At 71.5% G+C, this 19065-nt stretch carries 20 protein-coding genes and 1 tRNA gene; 8 read left to right on the forward strand and 13 right to left on the reverse strand.

What is annotated here, in order from left to right:
• Positions 1 to 20: 20 nt before the first annotated feature.
• Complete coding sequence (gene otsB, locus DEI85_RS10610) at positions 21 to 803, reverse strand: trehalose-phosphatase (RefSeq protein ID WP_111090395.1); 783 nt, start codon at positions 801 to 803, stop codon at positions 21 to 23.
• Positions 796 to 2388, reverse strand: coding sequence for an alpha,alpha-trehalose-phosphate synthase (UDP-forming) (gene otsA / locus DEI85_RS10615; protein ID WP_111090394.1), 1593 nt, complete (start codon positions 2386 to 2388; stop codon positions 796 to 798). The genes otsB and otsA overlap by 8 nt, the downstream gene beginning before the upstream one ends.
• Before the next feature lie 228 nt (positions 2389 to 2616).
• Here otsA and DEI85_RS10620 point away from each other — a divergent pair, with 228 nt between their 5' ends.
• Complete coding sequence (locus DEI85_RS10620; RefSeq protein WP_284183415.1) at positions 2617 to 5340, forward strand: hypothetical protein; 2724 nt, start codon at positions 2617 to 2619, stop codon at positions 5338 to 5340.
• An 84-nt stretch (positions 5341 to 5424) separates the two neighbouring features.
• On the forward strand, positions 5425 to 6396 hold the full coding sequence (locus DEI85_RS10625; protein ID WP_110861137.1) for a magnesium transporter CorA family protein: 972 nt from the start codon (positions 5425 to 5427) through the stop codon (positions 6394 to 6396).
• 47 nt (positions 6397 to 6443) lie between these two features.
• Here the strand turns inward: DEI85_RS10625 and DEI85_RS10630 are convergent, their stop codons facing one another.
• Positions 6444 to 7595: an SLC13 family permease gene (locus tag DEI85_RS10630; RefSeq protein ID WP_111123633.1), complete on the reverse strand. Its 1152-nt coding sequence runs from the start codon at positions 7593 to 7595 to the stop codon at positions 6444 to 6446.
• Between the two features lie 93 nt (positions 7596 to 7688).
• Here DEI85_RS10630 and DEI85_RS10635 point away from each other — a divergent pair, with 93 nt between their 5' ends.
• Positions 7689 to 7877, forward strand: a complete 189-nt coding sequence (locus DEI85_RS10635; RefSeq protein ID WP_027466522.1) for a hypothetical protein — start codon at positions 7689 to 7691, stop codon at positions 7875 to 7877.
• 121 nt (positions 7878 to 7998) lie between these two features.
• Here the strand turns inward: DEI85_RS10635 and DEI85_RS10640 are convergent, their stop codons facing one another.
• On the reverse strand, positions 7999 to 9162 hold the full coding sequence (locus DEI85_RS10640; protein ID WP_111123627.1) for a mechanosensitive ion channel family protein: 1164 nt from the start codon (positions 9160 to 9162) through the stop codon (positions 7999 to 8001).
• A gap of 138 nt (positions 9163 to 9300) precedes the next feature.
• Here DEI85_RS10640 and DEI85_RS10645 point away from each other — a divergent pair, with 138 nt between their 5' ends.
• Together DEI85_RS10645 and DEI85_RS10650 are read left to right on the forward strand one after the other, a co-directional pair.
• On the forward strand, positions 9301 to 10833 hold the full coding sequence (locus DEI85_RS10645) for an amino acid permease (protein ID WP_110861142.1): 1533 nt from the start codon (positions 9301 to 9303) through the stop codon (positions 10831 to 10833).
• A 76-nt stretch (positions 10834 to 10909) separates the two neighbouring features.
• On the forward strand, positions 10910 to 11209 hold the full coding sequence (locus DEI85_RS10650) for a hypothetical protein (protein WP_146238557.1): 300 nt from the start codon (positions 10910 to 10912) through the stop codon (positions 11207 to 11209).
• Between the two features lie 32 nt (positions 11210 to 11241).
• Here DEI85_RS10650 and DEI85_RS10655 read toward each other — a convergent pair whose 3' ends face one another.
• The 7 genes from DEI85_RS10655 to DEI85_RS10685 all read right to left on the reverse strand — a co-directional run bounded on the left by DEI85_RS10655 (position 11242) and on the right by DEI85_RS10685 (position 16348).
• Positions 11242 to 11883 (reverse strand): PepSY domain-containing protein, encoded by a 642-nt coding sequence (locus DEI85_RS10655; RefSeq protein WP_146248999.1) that lies wholly within the window; start codon positions 11881 to 11883, stop codon positions 11242 to 11244.
• Between the two features lie 49 nt (positions 11884 to 11932).
• The gene (locus DEI85_RS10660; RefSeq protein WP_111123626.1) at positions 11933 to 13324 is read right to left on the reverse strand and encodes a sensor histidine kinase; all 1392 of its coding nucleotides are present in this window, start codon (positions 13322 to 13324) and stop codon (positions 11933 to 11935) included.
• On the reverse strand, positions 13317 to 13994 hold the full coding sequence (locus DEI85_RS10665; protein WP_110861150.1) for a response regulator transcription factor: 678 nt from the start codon (positions 13992 to 13994) through the stop codon (positions 13317 to 13319). Before DEI85_RS10665 ends, DEI85_RS10660 begins: the two co-directional genes overlap by 8 nt.
• A gap of 157 nt (positions 13995 to 14151) precedes the next feature.
• Entirely contained in the window at positions 14152 to 14364 is a 213-nt protein-coding gene (locus DEI85_RS10670) for an SCO4848 family membrane protein (protein ID WP_111123625.1), read from the reverse strand.
• 162 nt (positions 14365 to 14526) lie between these two features.
• A complete protein-coding gene (locus DEI85_RS10675) occupies positions 14527 to 15453 on the reverse strand; it encodes a hypothetical protein (protein ID WP_110861154.1) in 927 nt (308 codons plus the stop codon).
• Positions 15450 to 15911, reverse strand: a complete 462-nt coding sequence (locus DEI85_RS10680; RefSeq protein WP_027466515.1) for an ImmA/IrrE family metallo-endopeptidase — start codon at positions 15909 to 15911, stop codon at positions 15450 to 15452. The genes DEI85_RS10675 and DEI85_RS10680 overlap by 4 nt, the downstream gene beginning before the upstream one ends.
• Positions 15908 to 16348 carry a hypothetical protein gene (locus tag DEI85_RS10685; RefSeq protein ID WP_051596928.1) on the reverse strand — a complete coding sequence of 147 codons (441 nt, stop codon included), beginning with the start codon at positions 16346 to 16348 and terminating at the stop codon, positions 15908 to 15910. Before DEI85_RS10685 ends, DEI85_RS10680 begins: the two co-directional genes overlap by 4 nt.
• Before the next feature lie 101 nt (positions 16349 to 16449).
• Between DEI85_RS10685 and DEI85_RS10690 the strand changes: the two genes are divergently transcribed.
• The gene (locus DEI85_RS10690; protein WP_375231875.1) at positions 16450 to 17100 is read left to right on the forward strand and encodes a YigZ family protein; all 651 of its coding nucleotides are present in this window, start codon (positions 16450 to 16452) and stop codon (positions 17098 to 17100) included.
• 153 nt (positions 17101 to 17253) lie between these two features.
• Here DEI85_RS10690 and DEI85_RS10695 read toward each other — a convergent pair.
• A tRNA-Lys gene (locus DEI85_RS10695) sits at positions 17254 to 17326 on the reverse strand.
• Positions 17327 to 17421: 95 nt separating this feature from the next.
• Between DEI85_RS10695 and bcp the strand changes: the two genes are divergently transcribed.
• Complete coding sequence (gene bcp, locus DEI85_RS10700; RefSeq protein WP_110861158.1) at positions 17422 to 17892, forward strand: thioredoxin-dependent thiol peroxidase; 471 nt, start codon at positions 17422 to 17424, stop codon at positions 17890 to 17892.
• A 79-nt stretch (positions 17893 to 17971) separates the two neighbouring features.
• Here bcp and DEI85_RS10705 read toward each other — a convergent pair whose 3' ends face one another.
• Positions 17972 to 18403, reverse strand: a complete 432-nt coding sequence (locus DEI85_RS10705) for a hypothetical protein (protein ID WP_110861160.1) — start codon at positions 18401 to 18403, stop codon at positions 17972 to 17974.
• A 261-nt stretch (positions 18404 to 18664) separates the two neighbouring features.
• Between DEI85_RS10705 and DEI85_RS10710 the strand changes: the two genes are divergently transcribed.
• Positions 18665 to 18913, forward strand: coding sequence for a WhiB family transcriptional regulator (locus DEI85_RS10710; protein ID WP_017888820.1), 249 nt, complete (start codon positions 18665 to 18667; stop codon positions 18911 to 18913).
• Positions 18914 to 19065: the final 152 nt, after the last annotated feature.

Raw genomic sequence — 19065 nt, forward strand, 5'->3', positions numbered from 1 at the left:
GGAGGCCCGGGGCACCCTGGTCAGCGCGTGGCGCGGAGCCTCGCCAGCTGCTTCAGGACCCCGGTCAGGGCTGCGGGGTCGGCGATGCGGTACCCGGCCCGGGTCTGGCCCGGTCCGACCTTCACCCCGACGTCGCCGTGGCCGAGCGCGCGGAAGGCGTCCTCGTCGGTGACGTCGTCGCCGGCGAAGAACACCGCGTCGGCGCCGTGCAACTCGCGGAGCCGGGCGATCGCGTCGCCCTTCGTGACGTGGCGCACCGCGAACTCGACGATGTCCTTGCCGCCGCGCTCGAGCACCTCGGGGTCGGCGTCGTGCGCCGCACGGCTCGCCGCCGCGTTCGCCTCGGCAGCGACCTCGGCGGAGACGCGGCGCGTGTGCACCCCGTGCCCGGCGGGCTTGTGCTCGATGACGACGCCCGGGAACCGTTCGCCGACCTCGTCGAGCGCAGCGCCGATCCGTGCCACACGACCGACCTCGTCATCGGACAGCGCGGCCTCGGCGTGGCCGTCCACGCGCCACTCGACACCGTGCGAGCCGACGAGCGCCATGTCCTCGGGTGCGTGGGTCACCGCGGCGAGGCTGCCGAGGGGACGCCCGGACACGAGCACCACCTCGGTGTCCTTCGCACGGTGCAGGGTCAGGACCGCGGCCCACGAGCCGGGCAACGCGCCGACCTGCGAGGGGTCGTCGGCGAAGGGCGCCAGCGTACCGTCGAAGTCGAGGGCGACGATCAGTCGCGGCGCAGCCGCGAGCGTCTCGAGGGCCGCGTCGATGGCGGTCTGGTCGGTGGTGGTCTCAGTCATCACGTGCCTCCCGGGTGTCCTCGGCAGCCCTGGCGGACTGGGCGTCCTGGTCGAAGATCGACATGTTGTCGGTCTGCGCCTCACGGTGCTGCTCGCGCGGGTCGGCGGCGGACGGGTCGATCTGGGCATTCCGCGGCGCGTGGCGGTCGAGCGCCTCGAGGAACGAGCGCGACCAGCGCGCCACGTCGTTGTCGCGGACGCGCTTGCGGAGCGCGCGCATGCGAGTCGACCGCTCGCGACGCGGCATCTGGATGGCGCGCTCGATCGAGTCCTTGAGCGCCCCGATGTCGTGCGGGTTCACGATCACGGCCTGCTTGAGCTCGTCGGCGGCACCGGCGAACTCGGACAGGATGAGCACCCCGTCGTTGTCGAAGCGGGCGGCGACGTACTCCTTCGCGACGAGGTTCATGCCGTCGCGCAGTGCAGTGACGAGCATGATGTCGGCGGCCAGGTACAGCGCCACCATCTCCTCGCGCGGGTAGCCGTGGTGCAGGTACGAGATCGGCTGGTGGCCGATGACGCCGAGGTCGCCGTTGATGCGGCCGACGCTCAGCTCGATCTCGTCGCGGAGCGCAGCGTACGAGTCGACACGTTCGCGACTCGGGCTCGCGACCTGGATGAGGGTGGCGTCCTCGACCGCGATGCGGCCGTCCTCCACGAGCTCACCGAAGGCCTTGATGCGGTGCCGGATGCCCTTGGTGTAGTCGAGCCGGTCGACGCCGAGCAGCACCGTCTTCGGGTTGCCGAGGCTCTCGCGGATCTCGCGCGCACGCTCCTGCACCTCGGGCTTCCGCGCGATCGCCTCGAAGCTCTCGGCGTCGATGGAGATCGGGAAGTGCCTGGCCTCGACGTGGCGGACCGTGATGCCCTTGCGGCTGCGGGGGGCTGCCGGGTCGTCCACCGGGACGTCGATCGTGGTGCCCTTGGTCGTGTAGCCCTTGATGTGCCGGACCGCGCGCAGGAAGTCGCTGGCGTCGTCGTGGCGCTGGAAGCCGATGACGTCGGCGCCGAGCAGCCCGTCGAGGATCTGCGCACGCCACGGCAGCTGCGCGTAGATGCCGACCGGCGGGAACGGGATGTGGTTGAAGAAGCCGATCGTCAGGTCGGGACGCTTCGCACGGAGCAGGGCCGGCACGAGCTGCAGCTGGTAGTCCTGTACCCAGACGATGCCGTCCTGCTCGACGATCTCGGCGATCTGGGCGGCGAAGCGCTCGTTCACCCGCTTGTACGCGTTCCACCAGTCGCGGTGGTAGCTCGGGTGCTCGATGACGTCGTGGTACAGCGGCCAGAGCGTGTCGTTGCTGAAACCCTCGTAGTACTCCTCGACGTCGTCGTCGGAGAGCGGGACGGGGACGATGTGGATGCCCTCGTTGTCGAACGGTGCCACCTCGACCTCGGCCTGCCCCACCCAGCCGACCCAGGCTCCGTCGTTCGCGCGCATCACGGGTTCGAGGGCGGTGACGAGGCCGCCCGGCGAGTGCCGCCAGCCCTCGTTGCCGTCCTGGTCGACGACGCGGTCGACCGGGAGTCGGTTGGAGGCGACGACGAACGAGTAGCGGATCTGTTCGGTGCGGTCTGCAGGCATGGGGTGGTGAGATCTCCGTTCCGCCCGGCCGGGGCCGGGTGCGTCGGTGCGTCGGGTGCGACGGGTGCGACGGCCGGCGTGGTGCGCCGGGCGCGCTGCCGAAACTACCAGCGTGGGGACAGCGCATTCACGGCGGATCGGCGGTTCCGCTACGCTGCAGGCACGTGTCGGGGGGACACGGGTGCTGGAGTGCGGCGCCGGCCTCCCGGTCGGAGAGGACCCCCAGCCGTGAGCGACAACCCGCCCGACCAGCCCGTCCCGCCGTCGCAGCCCGGTCCGGGTCAGCCCGGTTCCGGCCAGCCCGGTTCCGGCCAGCCCGCCTGGAACGGCCAGCCCGCCTGGCAGCAGCATCCCGGAGGCCAGCAGCAGTGGTCGGGTCAGCCCGCCCCCGCCGCGCAGCCGTCCGATGCGTTCGGTCGCTTCCTGCGCTCCGTGTCCGGTCGCGACTGGCTGGCGGCCGTGCTCGCCGCCGTCGGCGGCTGGGTCGCGGCGTACGTCGTCGCCGGGCTCTCACTGCTCATCACCGTCGGGCTGCTCGCGTCCGGCGGCAGCGGGGCGGCCGCTCCGTCCAGCGGGTCCGGCACCGACCTCGGCGCGGGCTCGGCCCCCGACGTGGAGTCCCTGCTCTCCGGCGTGAGCGTCCTGCTCGGTGCGCCGGCGCAGCTCGTGGCCCTCGCCGACCTCGGCCGACTGCACCTGTCCGGGTCCATCGGGTTCCTCGGTTCCGGTTCGGGCTCGCTCGCCGTGGTGCCCGTGCTGGTGCTCGCCGCGCAGGTCGTCCTGGCCGTCGTGCTCACCCGCCGGATCCGCACGCGTGGCCTCGGTCGCACGCAGGTGCTCGTCACCGCGGTGGTCTCCGGCCTCGTCACCACCGTGCTCACGAACGTCGCGGCCGCCCTGTTCGCGATCCGGTTCCCGTCGGTGTCCGGCGCGGTCATCGAGCCGGTGCACGCCGTCGGCGTCGGCAGCATCCTCGGCGCGTTCGTCATCGGTGCCCTGGCGGCGCTCCTCGCCCGGCCCTCCGTCCTCGCTGGTGGCAACGTCTTCGCCGCCCGGCTGCTCGGCACACTGCGTGTCGCCGCGTCGCAGCTCACGGTCCTCGTCGTGCTGGTCGCCCTCGTCGTCCTCGTCGTCGCCCTCATCGCCCAGCCGTCCTCCGGCTCCGCGTTGCCGCTGCTGCTCGGCAACGTCGCGGTCGGGCTGACCGCGCTCGGGTTCTTCGGTGGTGTTGGGACCTCCGGCTTCGGGTCCGCCAGCGACACCGCCTCGGTGTTCGGCGGGGCCGGCGGCTGGACCTGGCTCGTCGTGCTGTTCGTCGTCGTCACCTCGGTCGTGGCCGGACTCGCACTCGCCGTCCGTCGCAACGACCGGATCCGCACCACGCTGGACTGGGTCGTCACGCCGCTGGTGTGGTTCGCACTCGGTCTGCTGTTCTTCGTCCTCGGCACCGGCGTCGCCTCGTACCAGGTGAGCAGCACGAGCTCCGTGGACGCGTCGGGATCGATCGGCGTCGCGCCGTGGACGCCGATCGTCTTCGCCCTGTGGGGCGGCGTGATCGAGGTCGTCGCCCGGTACCTCGCTCCGGTGCTCCTGCCCCGCCTCGGTGGTGCCGCGGTGCTCCGGACGTCGCGTCTGGTCGGGGCGGACCCCCGCCCCGTCGTGCCGCCGGCGTTCCCGGCCGGCCGGTTCGTCGCCGGTTCGGGCACCCCCGTGGCGCCCACCGCCCCCGTCGGCCCGGCCGCTCCCGGTGCTCCCGCTGCGCCCGGCGCGCCTGTCGCCGCCGACGCTCCGGCCGCCGCTGCGTGGAACACTCCCCCGGCCGCCGGCCAGCAGGCGCCGTACCCGCCGACCGGCTCTGGCCGGGAGCCCGCGGACGGCGTGCAGTCGATCTCCGGCGTGCAGCCGCCCTCCGGCACACAGCCCCCGTACGGCGCACAACCCGCCTCCGGGTCGCAGCCGTTCATCGGCGGTGGCGCCCCCGCTCCGGCCCCGATGTCCCCGCGGTCCAGGAAGATCCTGGTCCGTTCGCTCATCGCCGGCGGCGCCGTGATCGTCGTCGTCATCGCCGGCGCGGTCACGACGAGCGTCCTCCGCGCCGGCGTGTGGGGTCCGGCCCCGACCGTCGAGTCCTACGTGCAGGCCATCGCCAGCGGTGACGCCGACACCGCCGCCGACCTGAGCGAGGTCCCCGACGACGCCGCGATGCTCGACTCGACGGTGCTCGGGAGCGCGAAGGACCGCCCGTCGGACATCCGCGTCGGCCGGGTCGCCCGGACCGGTGACACCGCGATCGCCACCCTGAGCTACACGCAGGACGGCAAGAACCGCTCCGGCCAGGTGTCGTTGCGGCGCACGGGCACCTCGTTCCTGGTGAAGGACGAGTGGCGCGTCACGCAGCCGCTCGCCCAGCAGGTCACCCTGACGGCCTCCGACGTGCTCGAGGGTGCACCCGTGACCGTCGGCGGCAAGGAGATCGGGAAGATCAGCGAGGGCACGTTCACGTCCCTCGCCTACCCCGGCACCTACCAGGTCTCGGTCGGCGGGACGAAGTACTTCACCGGCGGCACCGAGAAGGTCTCCGTGGGCGCGGCCACGTCCGGCTACGTCGACTTCACACCGAAGGCGACCAAGGCACTCGAGCAGGACGCCGAGCAGTACGTGACCGACCTGATCGACGACTGCGCCGAGAAGACCGAGCTCCGGGCCCTGAGCGGTTGCCCCTGGTACGGCCCCTACGACGCCGACGGCGGCGTGCAGTACGACGTCACGTCGATGCCCGAGCTGGAGGTCGAGGCGTCCCGCGCCGGCACCGTGATGGTGACGAGCACGAAGGACGGGAGCGTCTCGTACGCGTACACGTCGTACCTCGGTGACGAGAAGCGCGGCGAGGACTCGTTCGATGTGAACCAGTACCTGAAGGTGGAGGACGGCAAGCTCGTCTCCGCCTACTGAGCAGGAGCCGACTGAGCGGTTCCGCAGCACCACGACGGCCGTCCCGGGATCTTCCGGGTCGGCCGTCTCAGTAGGCTGACGAGCATGGTCAGGACACGGGCGTGGTGCAAGGGCGACACGGTCGAGCGGGACTTCCCCGTCGACCGGATCTCCGACCTCGTCGCCGACCCGGACACCTTCGTCTGGATCGACTACACCGACCCGACGCCGGCCGACCTCGAGCAGATCGAGGAGGAGCTCGGCATCCACGCGCTCGCGGTCGAGGACGCCGTCGAGCACGGACAGCGCCCGAAGCTCGACCGGTACCGGGACAGTCTGTTCCTGGTCGTCTACGACGTGGGCGGCACGGACGACGAGGGTGACCTGATCACGCACGAGGTCAAGGCCTTCGTCACCGAACGGGCCCTCGTCACGATCCACGGGTCCGACGTCGACACCACCCCGATGGAACACCGACTCACGGCGAACTCCGACATCGCCGAACACGGCGTGCCGTGGCTCGTCTGGGCGCTGCTCGACGCCGTCGTCGATCGGGCCACCGACACCGTCGAGGACCTGGAGCGGCAGATCGACGCGCTCGAGGACGACCTGTTCGAGCCGGGCGACCCCCGTGAGCAGCAGATCCAGCGGCGGTCCTTCCGGCTCCGCAAGACGCTCGGGGTGCTCCGGCGACTGGTCGTCCCGACGCGGGACAGCGTCGCCTCGTTGCTGCACGGTGACGCGGAGACGATCTCGAACGGCATCCGGCCGTACTTCCGCGACGTCGAGGACCACCTGGTCTCGATCGCCGACTCCGTCGAACAGCTCCGCGACGCCGTGTCGAGCGTGCTCGACACGACCCTGAACCTGGCGTCGAACCGCCAGAACACCGTCATGAAGAAGGTCACGAGCTGGGCGGCGATCATCGCGATCCCGACGGGGGTGACGAGCTTCTTCGGGCAGAACGTCGAGTTCCCGGGCGAGGGTGCCTGGAGCGGGCTCTGGGCATCGCTCGCGATCATCACCGCGTCGTCGCTCGTGCTCTACCGCGTCTTCAAGACCCGCGACTGGCTCTGACCGCGCGCACGGCTCCGGCACCCGAACGGTCCGAGGCCCCGCCGACGTCAGAGCGCGAGCGCCAGGACCCCGGCGACGACGGTGAGCGGCGCGACGACGCACCCGAGCGCCATGTACCGGCCCCACGACAGGTGCACGCCCTCCGCCGACAGCCGTGCGTGCCACAGGAGCGTCGCGAGCGAGGCCCACGGCGTGATGAGACAGCCGGCGTTCACGCCGATGAGCAGCGCCGCGTACCGCACGGCCTCGTGCCCGGCGGCCGGTTCGAGCACCAGGTACGCCGGCAGGTTGTCGATGCCGTTCGCCGCGACCGCGCCCGCCCCGCCGAGCAGCAGCAGCGGGCCGGTCCCGGTGCCGCCCTGCAGCGCGTGCACGATCGGGTCGGTGATGCCCGTCGTGTGCAGCGCCTCGACCACCACGAAGAGCCCGGCGGCGAACAGCAGCGTGGACCACGGCACGCGGGACACCCGGAGTTCGGACGGGGACCGGAACGCCGCGACCACGACGAGCACCACGGCGGCCAGGACCGCAGCGATCCACACGGTCACCCCGGCCGTCAGGGCGACGACCAGCGCGACGAGCACTCCGGAGGCCGCCCAGAAGAACACGGGGTCGCTCGGCGTACGGACGGACACCGGCGAGTAGCGACCGAACAGCTTGCTCCGGAACACCACGAGCAGGACGACGCACGGCACGACCACCCCGGCGACCGCGGGCCAGGCCATCAGCCCGGCGAACGGCAGCGGGCCGCCGAGCCCCATCCGGTCGACGGCGAGCAGGTTCGTCAGGTTCGACACCGGCAGCAGCAGCGAGGCCGTGTTCGCGAGCCAGACCGTGGTCAGGGCGAACGGCATCGGGGGCAGTCCCACACGCCGTGCGAGCGAGATGACGATGGGGGTGAGGAGCACCGCGGTCGTGTCGATCGACAGGAAGACGGTGCAGAGCACGGCGAGCACGACGACCGCACCCCAGAGACCGAGGGTGCGCCCGCCACCGACCCGGGCGGCGACGTCGGCGAGGCGGTCGAACACCCCGGCGTCCGCGGCCAGCTCGGCGACGATGGTCAGCCCGAGCACGAACCCGAGGACCGGCAGGACCCGGTCGGCGAGCACGGCGAGGTCGTCGAGGGGCAGCAGCCCGAACACGACGCAGACCGCGCCGACCACGAGCAGGGCTGCTCCGATGACCGCTTGACGCACGAACACTCCTCCGGCAGACACCGCGCCAGGGTGACCGGCGGCGCTCCAATGTACGGGCCGGTAGCGTTGTCAGCACGACGACAGGAGGCCTCTGTGCGCAAGTTCATGTTCAACGGTGCGGTGTGGAGTTCGCTCATCAGCGGCTACAGCGTGCTGCAGACCACCCGCCAGGGACCGCGTGACTGGCGGCTCGCGCTGACCTGGGTCGCGTGGCTCGCCACCACGATCGTGGCGATCGGCACGGTCGTCGAGGACGACCGCGCGGTCAAGGCGCGCCAGTAGGTCGAGACGCAGGCGGTCGTCGACGCGACCGGCCTGACGAACGGGAGGCACGGTGCCAGCTGGCACCGTGCCTCCCGTTCGTCGTCCTGGCCGTGCAGGGCACGCCGCTCCCGTCACCGGGTCAGCGCTCGGACTCCGGGATGCCGGAGGTCTGGATCGGTCCGGTGAAGAGCGCACCGCGCTGGTCGTCGCCGAACAGCTGCGAGTCCCCCTCTGCCGGGCGTCCGCGTCGGCGCGGTGCCGTCGCGCTCGGCTCGGTGAGCTGCACCCGCTGGACCGGCAGGGCGTCCGGGTGTGTGCGCTGGAGCCACTCGACCATCTCCTCGCGGACGTAGCAGCGGAGGTCGAACAGCCCGCCGGCGTCGGGTGCCGTCACGAGGATGCGGACCCGGACCAGTCCCCCGACGGCGTCCGTGACCTGGAGCACCTTGACCCGGCGGTCCCAGATCGTCGAGGTGTCGAGGATCCGGTCGAGCTCCGCCCGCATGTCGGCCGGGCTCACCCGCCAGTCGAGGTCGAACTCGACGGCGCCGAGCAGTTCGCTGCCGGTCCGCGTCCAGTTCTCGAACGGCGTGCTCGTGAAGTACGTCGAGGGCAGCACGAACCGACGGTCGTCCCACAGGTGCACGACGACGTAGGTCAGGGTGATCTCCTCGATCCGGCCCCACTGCTGCTCGACCACGACGACGTCGTCCACCCGGATCGACCCGGAGAAGGCCAGCTGCATGCCGGCGAACACGTTGCCGAGCGTGGACTGCGCGGCGAGGCCCGCGACCACGGAGATGAGGCCGGCGCTGGCGAGGACGCTCGCGCCCGCCGCCTCGACCCCGTCGAAGGTCAGCAGGATCGCGCCGACCGCGATGATGACGAGCAGGGCGACGGTGAGCCGCCGGATGATGAGCACCTGGGTGCGGATGCGACGCGCCTGCCGGTTGTCGGGCACGTCGATGCGGAAGCGGTGCAGCCCGAGGTCCTCGAGGAAGATCGCGACCTGGCACGCGAGCCAGCATCCGGTCGCGATCGTGACGATGAGGAAGGCGTGCACCACCTCGTCGCGCCACGGGTAGGCGTCGGCGTTCCGCGGGATGCTCGACGTGAAGGCGATCCAGAGCAGGACCACCAGCAGCACGGTGCGGAAGGGGTGCCTCGTCCGGCGCGAGAGCACGCCGGCCCAGCGTTCCCGGCGTGCGATCGCCCGGAGGACCAGGTGCAGGACGAGGGCGACGACGGCGGTGACGAGCAGGGCGAACCCGATCGCGACGAGGAGTCGGAGGAGGATGTCCATCCCTCCATGCAAGCAACGGACGACGATCGTCGTTCAGGATCGGGCCGCCGTCGGCTGTGCGGACGTTCAGCAGCTGCGGTTCGATCGAACCGGGGTTTGCGTGACGGCCCGGTCCGGTGCGCATGTAGGTTGTCGCGCATGACAGCGCAGAACGACACGGGTGGCAGCCGAGCGCCGGCGAACGACTTCTCGCACGAGCAGGAGGGCTACCAGCACGGTCTGAAGCCCCGGCAACTGCAGATGATCGCGATCGGCGGCGCGATCGGCACCGGCCTCTTCCTCGGTGCCGGTGGACGCCTGCACACCGCGGGCCCCGCGCTCGCGCTGACCTACCTGGTCGCCGGGATCTTCGCCTTCTTCATCCTGCGGGCCCTGGGCGAGCTGGTGCTGCACCGCCCGTCCTCGGGGTCGTTCATCTCGTACGCCCGCGAGTTCTACGGCGAGAAGTTCGCGTACGCCGCGGGCTGGATGTACTTCCTGAACTGGGCGATGACCTCGATCGTCGACACCACCGCCGTCGCGATCTACCTGCAGTACTGGTCGGCCTTCACCGCCGCACCGCAGTGGCTGCTGGCGCTGATCGCCCTGGTCGTCGTCCTCGCCGCGAACATGGTCGCCGTGAAGGTGTTCGGTGAGCTCGAGTTCTGGTTCGCCCTGATCAAGGTCGCCGCGCTCGTGGCGTTCCTCGTCGTCGCGATCATCTGGCTCGTCTTCGCGTTCCCGGTCGAGGCCGGCGGCGAGGCCGTGCGCACCGGGTTCACGATCTGGGGCGACAACGGCGGACTGTTCCCGAACGGGCTGCTCCCCGCGGTCATCGTGATCCAGGGTGTCGTGTTCGCGTACGCGGCCATCGAGCTCGTCGGCACCGCCTCGGGCGAGACGCAGAACACCGAGAAGGTCATCCCCCGCGCGATCAACTCCGTCGTCTTCCGCATCGCGGTCTTCTACGTCGGCTCGATCATCCTGCTCTCCCTGCTGCTGCCGTACACGGCCTACAAGGAGGGCGAGAGCCCGTTCGTGACGTTCTTCTCGTCGCTCGGCAACCCGCAGGTCGGGTCGATCGTCGGCGGCATCATGAACTTCGTCGTGCTCACCGCGGCCCTGTCGTCCCTGAACGCCGGCCTGTACTCCACCGGACGCGCTCTCCACTCGATGGGCATGAACGGTTCGGCGCCCAAGTGGACCACGAAGATGTCGAAGGGCGGCGTGCCCTACGCCGGCATCCTGCTCACCGCGGCGTTCACCGTCGCGGGCGTCGTGCTGAACTACTTCGTGCCGAGCCAGGCGTTCGAGATCGCCCTGAACATCGCCAGCCTCGGCATCATCACGGCGTGGGGCACGATCATCCTGTGCCAGATGCGGCTGCGTCAGTGGGCCAAGCAGGGGCTCGCGAAGGAACCCTCGTTCAAGCTCCCCGGGGCGCCGGTCACCGCCTGGCTCACCCTGGCGTTCCTCGCCTCGGTCATCGTGCTGATGGCGATCGACTACCCCGTCGGCACGTACACGATCGCGTCGCTCGTCATCGTGATCCCGCTGCTCATCGTCGGGTGGTTCCTGCAGCGTGACCGCATCCTGCGCATCGCCGCCCTGCGCGAGGGCGTCACGGGCCCCTACCCGATCGGTGTCCGTGACCCCGCCGCCTCGGTGCGACGCGACGGCGACGGGAGCTGACGCTCCGCTTGTCCCCGGAACGCAAGGCCCCAGCGCCGAACACGAGCGGTCCGGCACCCGTCGCTACCATCAGCGGGTGCCGGACCGCTCTGCTTCTCCCACCCTCGACCTGCAGCTCAGCTGGCGAGGTGCCTACGGACGCCTGCGGGTGTTCGCGGATCGTCTCGAGGCCGAGACCGACTACCAGCGCGAGACGCGCACGGCGGTGCCGATGGACGCGGTGCAGGGGTGGCGCCTCGGACCGTGCGACGAGGACGCCGTCTGCGTCGAGTTCCTCGCCGGGCCGGACACCTACCGGGTGCTGCTCGACACCCCGGACGAGCAGCTCGCTGCGCTGGCGATCCGGAAGGTGCTCGGCCCGCCGCTGGAGTCCTGAGGACGCCGGTGCTGGGCCCCCGGGGGCCCGGGTCAGTCGTCGGTGTCGACGCGGTCGGTGACGACGTCACCGGAGCCGGCATCGATGCGCACGCTGTGCTTGGTGCCGGACGAGTCGAGCACGTCGCCCTCCCAGACGACCGTGCCGACGTGGTCGTCGAGTCCGAGTTCGGTCACGGTCCCCGCGTGCAGGTCCTGGAATGCGTCGACGGCCTGCTTGACGCTCAGGTCGGCGGCTGCGACGAAGCGCTCGTGCTCGGCCTTGTCGTCCGCGTCGGCGGCCTCGGTCTGCGGGGTGCCGGCGACCGAGGTGCCGTCGGCGTTCGTGTGCACCTCGTGCTCGGTGCCGTCCTTCGTCACGACCAGGACCTCGTAGGCGGAGGCGCCCTGTTCCTGCTCGACCGAGATGACGGTGCCCGAGCCGACCTCGCCGCGCGCGGTGGCGACCGCTGCGAGCAGGGCCTTGTTCGAGCCGGCGGACGCCGCGCCGGACGCACCGGCCGAAGACGAAGCGGAGCCCGACGAGTCCGTCGCCGACGAGCCGGCCGAGCCGGTGTCGTCGTCCGAGTCGTCGCTGGCGCAACCGGTGAGTGCGAGCGCCGCGACGATCGGCAGGGCGGCGAACGCGGCGATGCGGCGGGCGGAGGGCTTCTGGTGCTGGGTACGGAGGTTCATGTGGACGAGCATCGCGTCGGGGTGCTGAAGCAGCCCTGAAGCCGCCTGTTCAGCCGCCGAGTGCGATGCGGACGACGAAGCGCGCGCCGCCGAGCGGGGACGTGACCACGGTCGTGTCGCCGCCGTGAGCCCGCACGGCGTCGCGGACGATGGCGAGGCCGAGCCCCGCGCCGCCGGCGTCCCGGCTGCGGGCCTCGTCGAGACGGACGAACCGCTCGAAGACGCGCTCGCGCTCGTCCTCGGGGACGCCGGTGCCGTCGTCGTCGACCATGAGCACCGCGGACCCGTCGTGTTCGATGAGCGACACGGCGACGCGTGTGCTCGCGTGCCGGACGGCGTTGTCGACGAGGTTCCGGACCACCCCCGCCAGCACGCGCTCGTCGCCGAGGACCCGCGCTGCGGAGATCGCCGAACCGTCCACCCGGACCGCCGGGGCGTCGCCGTCCCGCGCGGGCGCGACACCGGTCGTCGAGCGCGCCCGCGCCACCGCGTCCAACGCCAGGTCGTCGAGGTCGACGGGGCGCCGCGTGCGGATCCCGCCCTCGTCGAGGCGGGAGAGCTCGAGCAGCCCGGTGACCAGGTCCTGCAAGCGCACCGCCTCGGACCGGACGACGTCGGCGAGGTCGGCCACCTCGGTCCGCTCCGGGTGCGCGACGGCGACCTCGGCGTGCTGCCGGATCGACGCGATCGGCGACCGGAGTTCGTGGGAGGCGTCGGACACGAACCGCCGCTGGCTCTCGGCGGACCGTTCGAGGCGGTCGAGCATGGCGTTCATGGTGCTCGCGAGCCGGGCGACCTCGTCGCCGGTGTCCGGCACCTCGACCCGGGCGTCCGGACGGGCCGTCCGGATCGTCTCGACCTCGGTGCGCATCCGCTCCACGGGCCGCAGCGAGCGTCCGGTGACGGCCCAGGTGACCGCGACCAACAGGAGCACCAGCACGGGCACCCCGACGGCGAGGAGCACGACGGCGGTGCGGACCGCGGTGTCGGCCTGGTCGAGCGTGGCACCGTAGACGAGCGTCGCCTCGCCGCCGCCGGGCAGGTCCACGTCGTCCGCCACGAGCAGCCAGCGTTCGCCGTCATGGGTCCACCGGGACTCGTCGGCGGTGGGCAGGGCAGCGCCGTCGGCGTCCTCGCCGTGCGCCAGGACCGCCCCGCCGTCGCCGATCACCTGCACCAGGACGTCCTCGTAGCCGGTCACCGCGGCCGCACCGTCCGCCTCGACCCGGGAGGACACCTGCTCGAGACCGGCTTCGGCCGAGGTGCGCACGCCGTCGAGCAGCACGAGCCGCAGCACGACGACGAACGCGACGGCACCGATGACCAGGGCCGCGAGGACGACGACCCCGGCGCCGAGGGTGGTGCGGGCCCGGACCGACCGAGGGCGCCGTGGCCTTCCTCGTGCGGCCCCGCTCGCACGGGGGTTCGGCCGCTCAGCCACCGTCCGCCGCCAAGCGGTACCCGGCGCCACGGACCGTCTCGATCGCGGCACGCCCGAACGGCCGGTCGAGCTTCCGGCGGAGGTGTCCGACGTACACCTCGACGATGTTCGGGTCGCCCTCGAAGTCGACGTCCCAGACGTTCTCGATGACGTCGCGCTTCGACCGGACCTGTCCCGGGTGCCGTGCGAGGTACTCGAGCACGGCGAACTCGCGGCTGGTCAGCTCGACGGGGGTCTCGCCGCGCGCCACGGTGCGCGCCGCGGGGTCGACCACCAGGTCGCCGAGGGTCAGCACGGTGGGGCGCTCGCGGGCACCCCGTCGGACGAGCGCCCGCAGCCGTGCCACGAGCACCGGGTGCGAGAACGGCTTGGTGACGTAGTCGTCGGCCCCCGCGTCGAGCGCCTCGACCTGGTCCCACTCGCCGTCCTTGGCGGTCAGCATGAGCACAGGGGTCCAGTCGCCGTCGGAGCGGAGCTGCGCGCACACGGCCCAGCCGCTCAGGCCGGGCATCATCAGGTCGAGCACGATCGCGTCGTAGCGGAACTCACGCGCGTGCCACAGACCGTCCACGCCGTCGTGCGCGACGTCGACCGCCCATCCCTCGGCCTCGAGGCCGCGGCGCACGCCGTCGGCGAGCCGGACCTCGTCGTCGACCACCAGCACCCGCATGGGGTCGATCCTGCCGTGCCCCGCTGAAGCAGGGCTGAAGCGGCCAGCGAGCGCGGCGCGCGACGGTGACCGGGGCGGACGGGAGGCCCGTGGCGGCGGCGCCACGGGCCTCCCGTCCGGTGGCGGTCCGGACCAGAGCCGCGCCGCCTCGGCCGGCTCAGACCAGCAGCAGGATCCCTGCGACCACGGACGCGACGGCGATCGCGAGCGCGACGAGCAGGAGCACGAGGTGCACCGTGTAGAACGTCGTCGGCTTGCCTGCGGCGTCGCGGGCACGCGAGTCCTTCGCGACGCGCTGGAAGAAGCGCGGCCAGGTGACGACGTTGAAGACGGCGCCGATGAACAGGACGACTGCGGCGAAGACGAGCACGGGACGATCCTAGTGAACGCCGGGGGCGACGATGCTGGTACGGGGATGCCGGGCGGGTGGTGCTCGGCCGCCCCCAACGCGGCCGAGTCCCGACCCGGCAGGCCACAGGATCTGTAGCACCTGCTACAGACTGTACACGGCCTGTTCGGCAGCGTCGAGGGACTACGCGGTCTCGAGGGCGGCCTCGGCGTCGGCGAGGGCGACACGCTCGGCGTCGGTCAGTGACGCCCGTGCACCCCGGACGCCGTCGTTGATCTCGACGATGCGGCGACTGAGCCGGGTCGCGGGGTCGTCGGTCGGCGGGTAGGCGTTGTCCACACCGATCCGGTCGTGCAGCGGCGCCAGGCGGCGCAGCGCATCGTCCACGAGGCGGGCCCGGCGTCGGCGGGAGATCCGGTGCCCGACGACGAGCAGGAGCATGCCGGACGCCACGCACAGCACGGCTCCCGGTGTGGTGACGTCGTAGGGCAGCGAGAGCGCGTGCGTGACGTCCAGGTCACCGGCGACGTGCGCGACGTCCATCACGACGACCACGACCATGCGGACGACCCCGAGGACCCCACCGAGGACCAGGACCCACAGCCCCACCAGGTCGGTGGTCGTCCGGGCTTCGCGCAGCCGGAGCACGCAGATGAACCCCGTCGCGCCGAGGGCCACCCCGAGGTAGACGGTCTGCGCGATCGAGTAGACGGTGGCCGCCGGGTGCGAGCCGGCGTCGAGCATGAAGGTCGTCGTGGTCGCGGGCTTGTCGAGCACGGTGAACGCGACGACGACCACCACGACGACCACGGCGAAGGACACCACGACCGCGTTCCGGAGCCAGGGCCGCGCCGCGCCGACCGCCTTCGCCACGCCCCACAGCAGCGTGCTCGTGCCGGCCACCATGAGGCAGTCGCTGATGACGGTCACGACGTTGTACCCGCCGAGCAGCGGGTCGAGCCACCGGTACAGCGGGTCGACGTTCGTCACGATGGTGGCGGCGAAGAGCAGGAACGTGAACGCCAGCGTGCGGTCCTGCCCGCGTTGCAGGACCAACAGCACGATCGTCCCGACGATGAGCAGCACCGCCTGGACGACGGCGATGATCACCCGAAGACCCCTCGGAAGGCGCTCGGGCGGCCGCGGTGCTGGCGGATCACGGTGGCCAGGCGGTCGGCGAAGACCTCGGCCTCGTGCTCGTACGTGTTCGAGAACATGCCGCGGGCCAGCGCACGCTCGACCTTGTACTCGGGCAGGTCGGGGATGACATCGCGGATGTACGCGCTCTGCGGGGCGTGCTCCTGGTGCCGGTGCAGCACGTGCCCGAGCTCGTGGCCGATGACGAACGACCGGAACGTCGGCGAGGCTGTCGGTGAGATCATCACGAGGTGCGCGTGCTCGAGCGTGGCCACGAAGCCGCAGACGGGCTCGGCGGCCAGGAACGACTCCTCGCGCACCACGATCGGCTTGCCGACGACGTCGGCGGCGGCGGCGACGGCCTGGTCGACGTCCGACCACCCCTCGGCGGCGCCACGAGCCCAGAACGCCTCGACGAGGGCGTCGGTCATGCGACGCTCCCCCGCTGCGATTCCTCCTCGAGCACCTCGGCGATGCGCCGCAGCGCGTCGGGTGAGAGTTCACCGGGGAAGGTCCGGGCCGCGAAGCCGCTCACGCGGGCGGAGCGCAGGGAGCGGACGAGGGCGAGCTGGGCCCCGATCCGTTCCGGTACCTCGCTGTCCTCGAGCAGGAAGCGTTCGTCGACCTCGAAGTACCCGGCCAGCAGGCGCAGGAGCTCGGTGTCGCGGTTGCGGCGGCCGTCGCCCGAGAGCATGTAGGTCCACTTCGCCCGCGACAGCGACCCGCCGTGTGCCGCGACGTACTCCTCGATCGAGGAGAACGGCACCGGGGCGCCACGCTGCGACTCCTCGAAGTCGAGGAGCAGGTTGAGGCGGCGCGCGAGCTCGGCGGCGTCGAGCGCCCCGCCCTTCAGATCACCCGTGTCCATGTCGGACTCCTCCCCAGCCGTGTCCGCGCGAGGTGTGGGTCCGGCGCGTGGACGCCATGCTAGCGCGGGCGCCCGACACCCGCGCCGCTACCCTCGTGGGCATGCCCCGCCGCTTCCCCGCCACCGTCGCGGCACCGGTCGAGCACGAGATCGTCATCACGAAGTCGCGGTTCATCACCACCGTGGCACCGGTCTCCGGCGTCGAGGACGCCGACCGCGTGATCACCGAGGTCCGGCGGCGGTACTGGGATGCCCGGCACAACTGCACGGCGATGGTCACCGGCGTGCTCGGCGACCAGGCCCGATCCTCGGACGACGGCGAGCCCTCCGGCACCGCGGGCGTCCCCATGCTCGAGGTCCTGCGACGCCGCGACCTGACCGACGTCGTCGCGGTCGTCACGCGGTACTTCGGCGGGGTGAAGCTCGGTGCGGGCGGACTGGTCCGGGCCTACTCGACCTCGGTGTCCGAGGCGCTCGACACGGCGGTCCTCGTCCGCCGCGAGGCCCTGACGCAGGTGCGCTTCGACGTCGACCACGCCGACGCCGGACGGCTCGACAACGTGCTGCGCGACTGGGTCCGGCACCACCACGCGACGCTCGGTCCGACCGAGTACGGGCAGTCGGCGACCTTCGAGGTGTGGGTCCCCCACGAGGCGCTCGGAGCCCTGACCGCCGACCTCGCCGCCGCGTCGGCCGGTTCGCTCGAACCCGTCGTCGGCGAGGAGCGGATCGTCGACGTCCCCGTGGACTGAATTCCGCGTGGACTGACGTCCGCGCGGACCGACGTCTCCGTGGACCGGATTCCCCGGTTCGACGCACCCCGGGCGTGTCTCGACGTCGACGCGTCCACACCCCCGGAACGCACGAACGCCCCGACTCGATGAGCCGGGGCGTTCGTCCTACGGTGCACCCCCTCGGACTTGAACCGAGAACCCACTGATTAAGAGTCAGTTGCTCTGCCAATTGAGCTAGAGGTGCATGTTCCGGCTTCCGTGCCGCAACGGGAATCAACAATAGCATGGGTTTCGCGCGCCCACGACCACTCGTGGGCGCACGACGCGAACAGGAGCACCATGACCGACCGTCTCGTCCCCGGCGACACCGCCCCCGACTTCACGCTGCCCGACCAGGACGGCGTCCGGCACTCCCTGGCTGCCCTGCGCGGCAAGAAGGTCATCGTGTACTTCTACCCGGCAGCGTCCACCCCGGGCTGCACCACCGAGGCCTGCGACTTCCGCGACAACATGTCCTCGCTGCAGGCCGCCGGCTACGAGGTCCTCGGTGTCTCGAAGGACGAGCAGGCGAAGCTCAAGACGTTCCAGCACGAGCAGGCGCTGACGTTCCCGCTGCTGAGCGACCCCGACCTCACCGTGCACAAGGCCTACGCGGCCTGGGGCGAGAAGAACAACTACGGCAAGATCGTCACCGGCACGATCCGGTCCACGATCGTGGTCGACGAGGACGGCGCCGTGCAGCTGCCGCTCTACAACGTCAAGGCGACCGGTCACGTGGCGAGCCTGCGGAAGAAGCTCGGCCTGGTCTGAGGACCGGCCACGCACCGCAAGGCCCGGTGCCGGTTCTCGGAACCGGCACCGGGCCTCCAGTGCGTCCGGACCAGACCGTCTACTCGGCCGGGCGCGCGAGTGCGGCCGTCACCGACCGCGACAGCACCAGTGTGATCCCGAGCAGGGCCGGGACGAGCAGCAACCAGCCGACTGCGGCGACCCGGAAGACGCCCTGGAACGCCCCGATCGCGATGGCGCCCTGCAGCACCTGCCAGACGATGATGCCGGAGCGCACCCACGCACGGCCCTGCCACAGGCCGTTCAGCAGCGCACCGAGCCAGAGCGCAGCGATGGCGACGAGGACGGTGAGGGCGATGCCGGAGGCGATGCTCGTGGCCGGGGCGACGAGCAGTTCGACGACCAGGACGACCGTCACGACCACCAGCGCGAGGAACTCGAGGCCGACCACGGCGAGCAGCCCCAGCATCGCCGGCGACCGGCGCGCGACGGGTGCGGAGGGATCGGCGTCGTTCGGGGTGTCGTCGTGCACAGTGATCCTCCAGCATCGGAACCCTTGATTTGGCCCTACCAGTATGGAACGATATTGGAGGTCGTTTGGACGGCACGATGTGGTGTGCGTCTCCCGTGGTTCATCGCTCCTCCCCCGAGCGTCTCGCGGGCGTCAGACACGCTTCCTGCGGACTCCTCCCCACAGTTGTCCCCTCCATGCCGCATGCATGGTCAGCGGTCCGATCCCCCGAACCACGGCCCCGGCCTGCCGTTCGAGCATCGACATCAAGGAGCACCACACATGGACTGGCGTGACAAGGCTGCCTGCCTCACCGCAGACCCCGAGCTCTTCTTCCCCGTCGGGAACACCGGGCCCGCCGTCGACCAGATCGAGAAGGCCAAGTCGGTCTGTGCGCGTTGCACGGTCACCGAGATGTGCCTGCAGTACGCCCTCGAGAACAACCAGGACTCGGGTGTGTGGGGTGGTCTCAGCGAGGACGAGCGTCGTGCGCTGAAGCGTCGCGCCGCCCGCGCTCGCCGCGCGTCCTGACCCCGGTCGTCTGACACCACGACGCCCGTCGTCCCCCCGGGGGCGGCGGGCGTCGTCGTGCGCGCGGGGCCGATTCTGCAAGACACCGGTGTTCACGCGTCGAACACCGGAACGCGGGTGTTCGACCGGCGAACACCGGTGTCTTGCGATCT

The sequence above is a fragment of the Curtobacterium sp. MCBD17_026 genome (assembly GCF_003234895.2).
GTDB classification, from domain to species: domain Bacteria; phylum Actinomycetota; class Actinomycetes; order Actinomycetales; family Microbacteriaceae; genus Curtobacterium; species Curtobacterium flaccumfaciens.

Excerpts from the sequence above, each read along its gene's own strand:
- otsB (WP_111090395.1), bottom strand. The coding sequence starts at position 803 with ATGACTGAGACCACCACCGACCAGACCGCCATCGACGCGGCCCTCGAG.
- otsA (WP_111090394.1), bottom strand. The coding sequence starts at position 2,388 with ATGCCTGCAGACCGCACCGAACAGATCCGCTACTCGTTCGTCGTCGCC.
- DEI85_RS10625 (WP_110861137.1), top strand. The coding sequence starts at position 5,425 with ATGGTCAGGACACGGGCGTGGTGCAAGGGCGACACGGTCGAGCGGGAC.
- DEI85_RS10640 (WP_111123627.1), bottom strand. The coding sequence starts at position 9,162 with ATGGACATCCTCCTCCGACTCCTCGTCGCGATCGGGTTCGCCCTGCTC.
- DEI85_RS10645 (WP_110861142.1), top strand. The coding sequence starts at position 9,301 with ATGACAGCGCAGAACGACACGGGTGGCAGCCGAGCGCCGGCGAACGAC.
- DEI85_RS10655 (WP_146248999.1), bottom strand. The coding sequence starts at position 11,883 with ATGAACCTCCGTACCCAGCACCAGAAGCCCTCCGCCCGCCGCATCGCC.
- DEI85_RS10665 (WP_110861150.1), bottom strand. The coding sequence starts at position 13,994 with ATGCGGGTGCTGGTGGTCGACGACGAGGTCCGGCTCGCCGACGGCGTG.
- DEI85_RS10680 (WP_027466515.1), bottom strand. The coding sequence starts at position 15,911 with ATGACCGACGCCCTCGTCGAGGCGTTCTGGGCTCGTGGCGCCGCCGAG.
- DEI85_RS10685 (WP_051596928.1), bottom strand. The coding sequence starts at position 16,348 with ATGGACACGGGTGATCTGAAGGGCGGGGCGCTCGACGCCGCCGAGCTC.
- DEI85_RS10690 (WP_375231875.1), top strand. The coding sequence starts at position 16,450 with ATGCCCCGCCGCTTCCCCGCCACCGTCGCGGCACCGGTCGAGCACGAG.
- bcp (WP_110861158.1), top strand. The coding sequence starts at position 17,422 with ATGACCGACCGTCTCGTCCCCGGCGACACCGCCCCCGACTTCACGCTG.
- DEI85_RS10710 (WP_017888820.1), top strand. The coding sequence starts at position 18,665 with ATGGACTGGCGTGACAAGGCTGCCTGCCTCACCGCAGACCCCGAGCTC.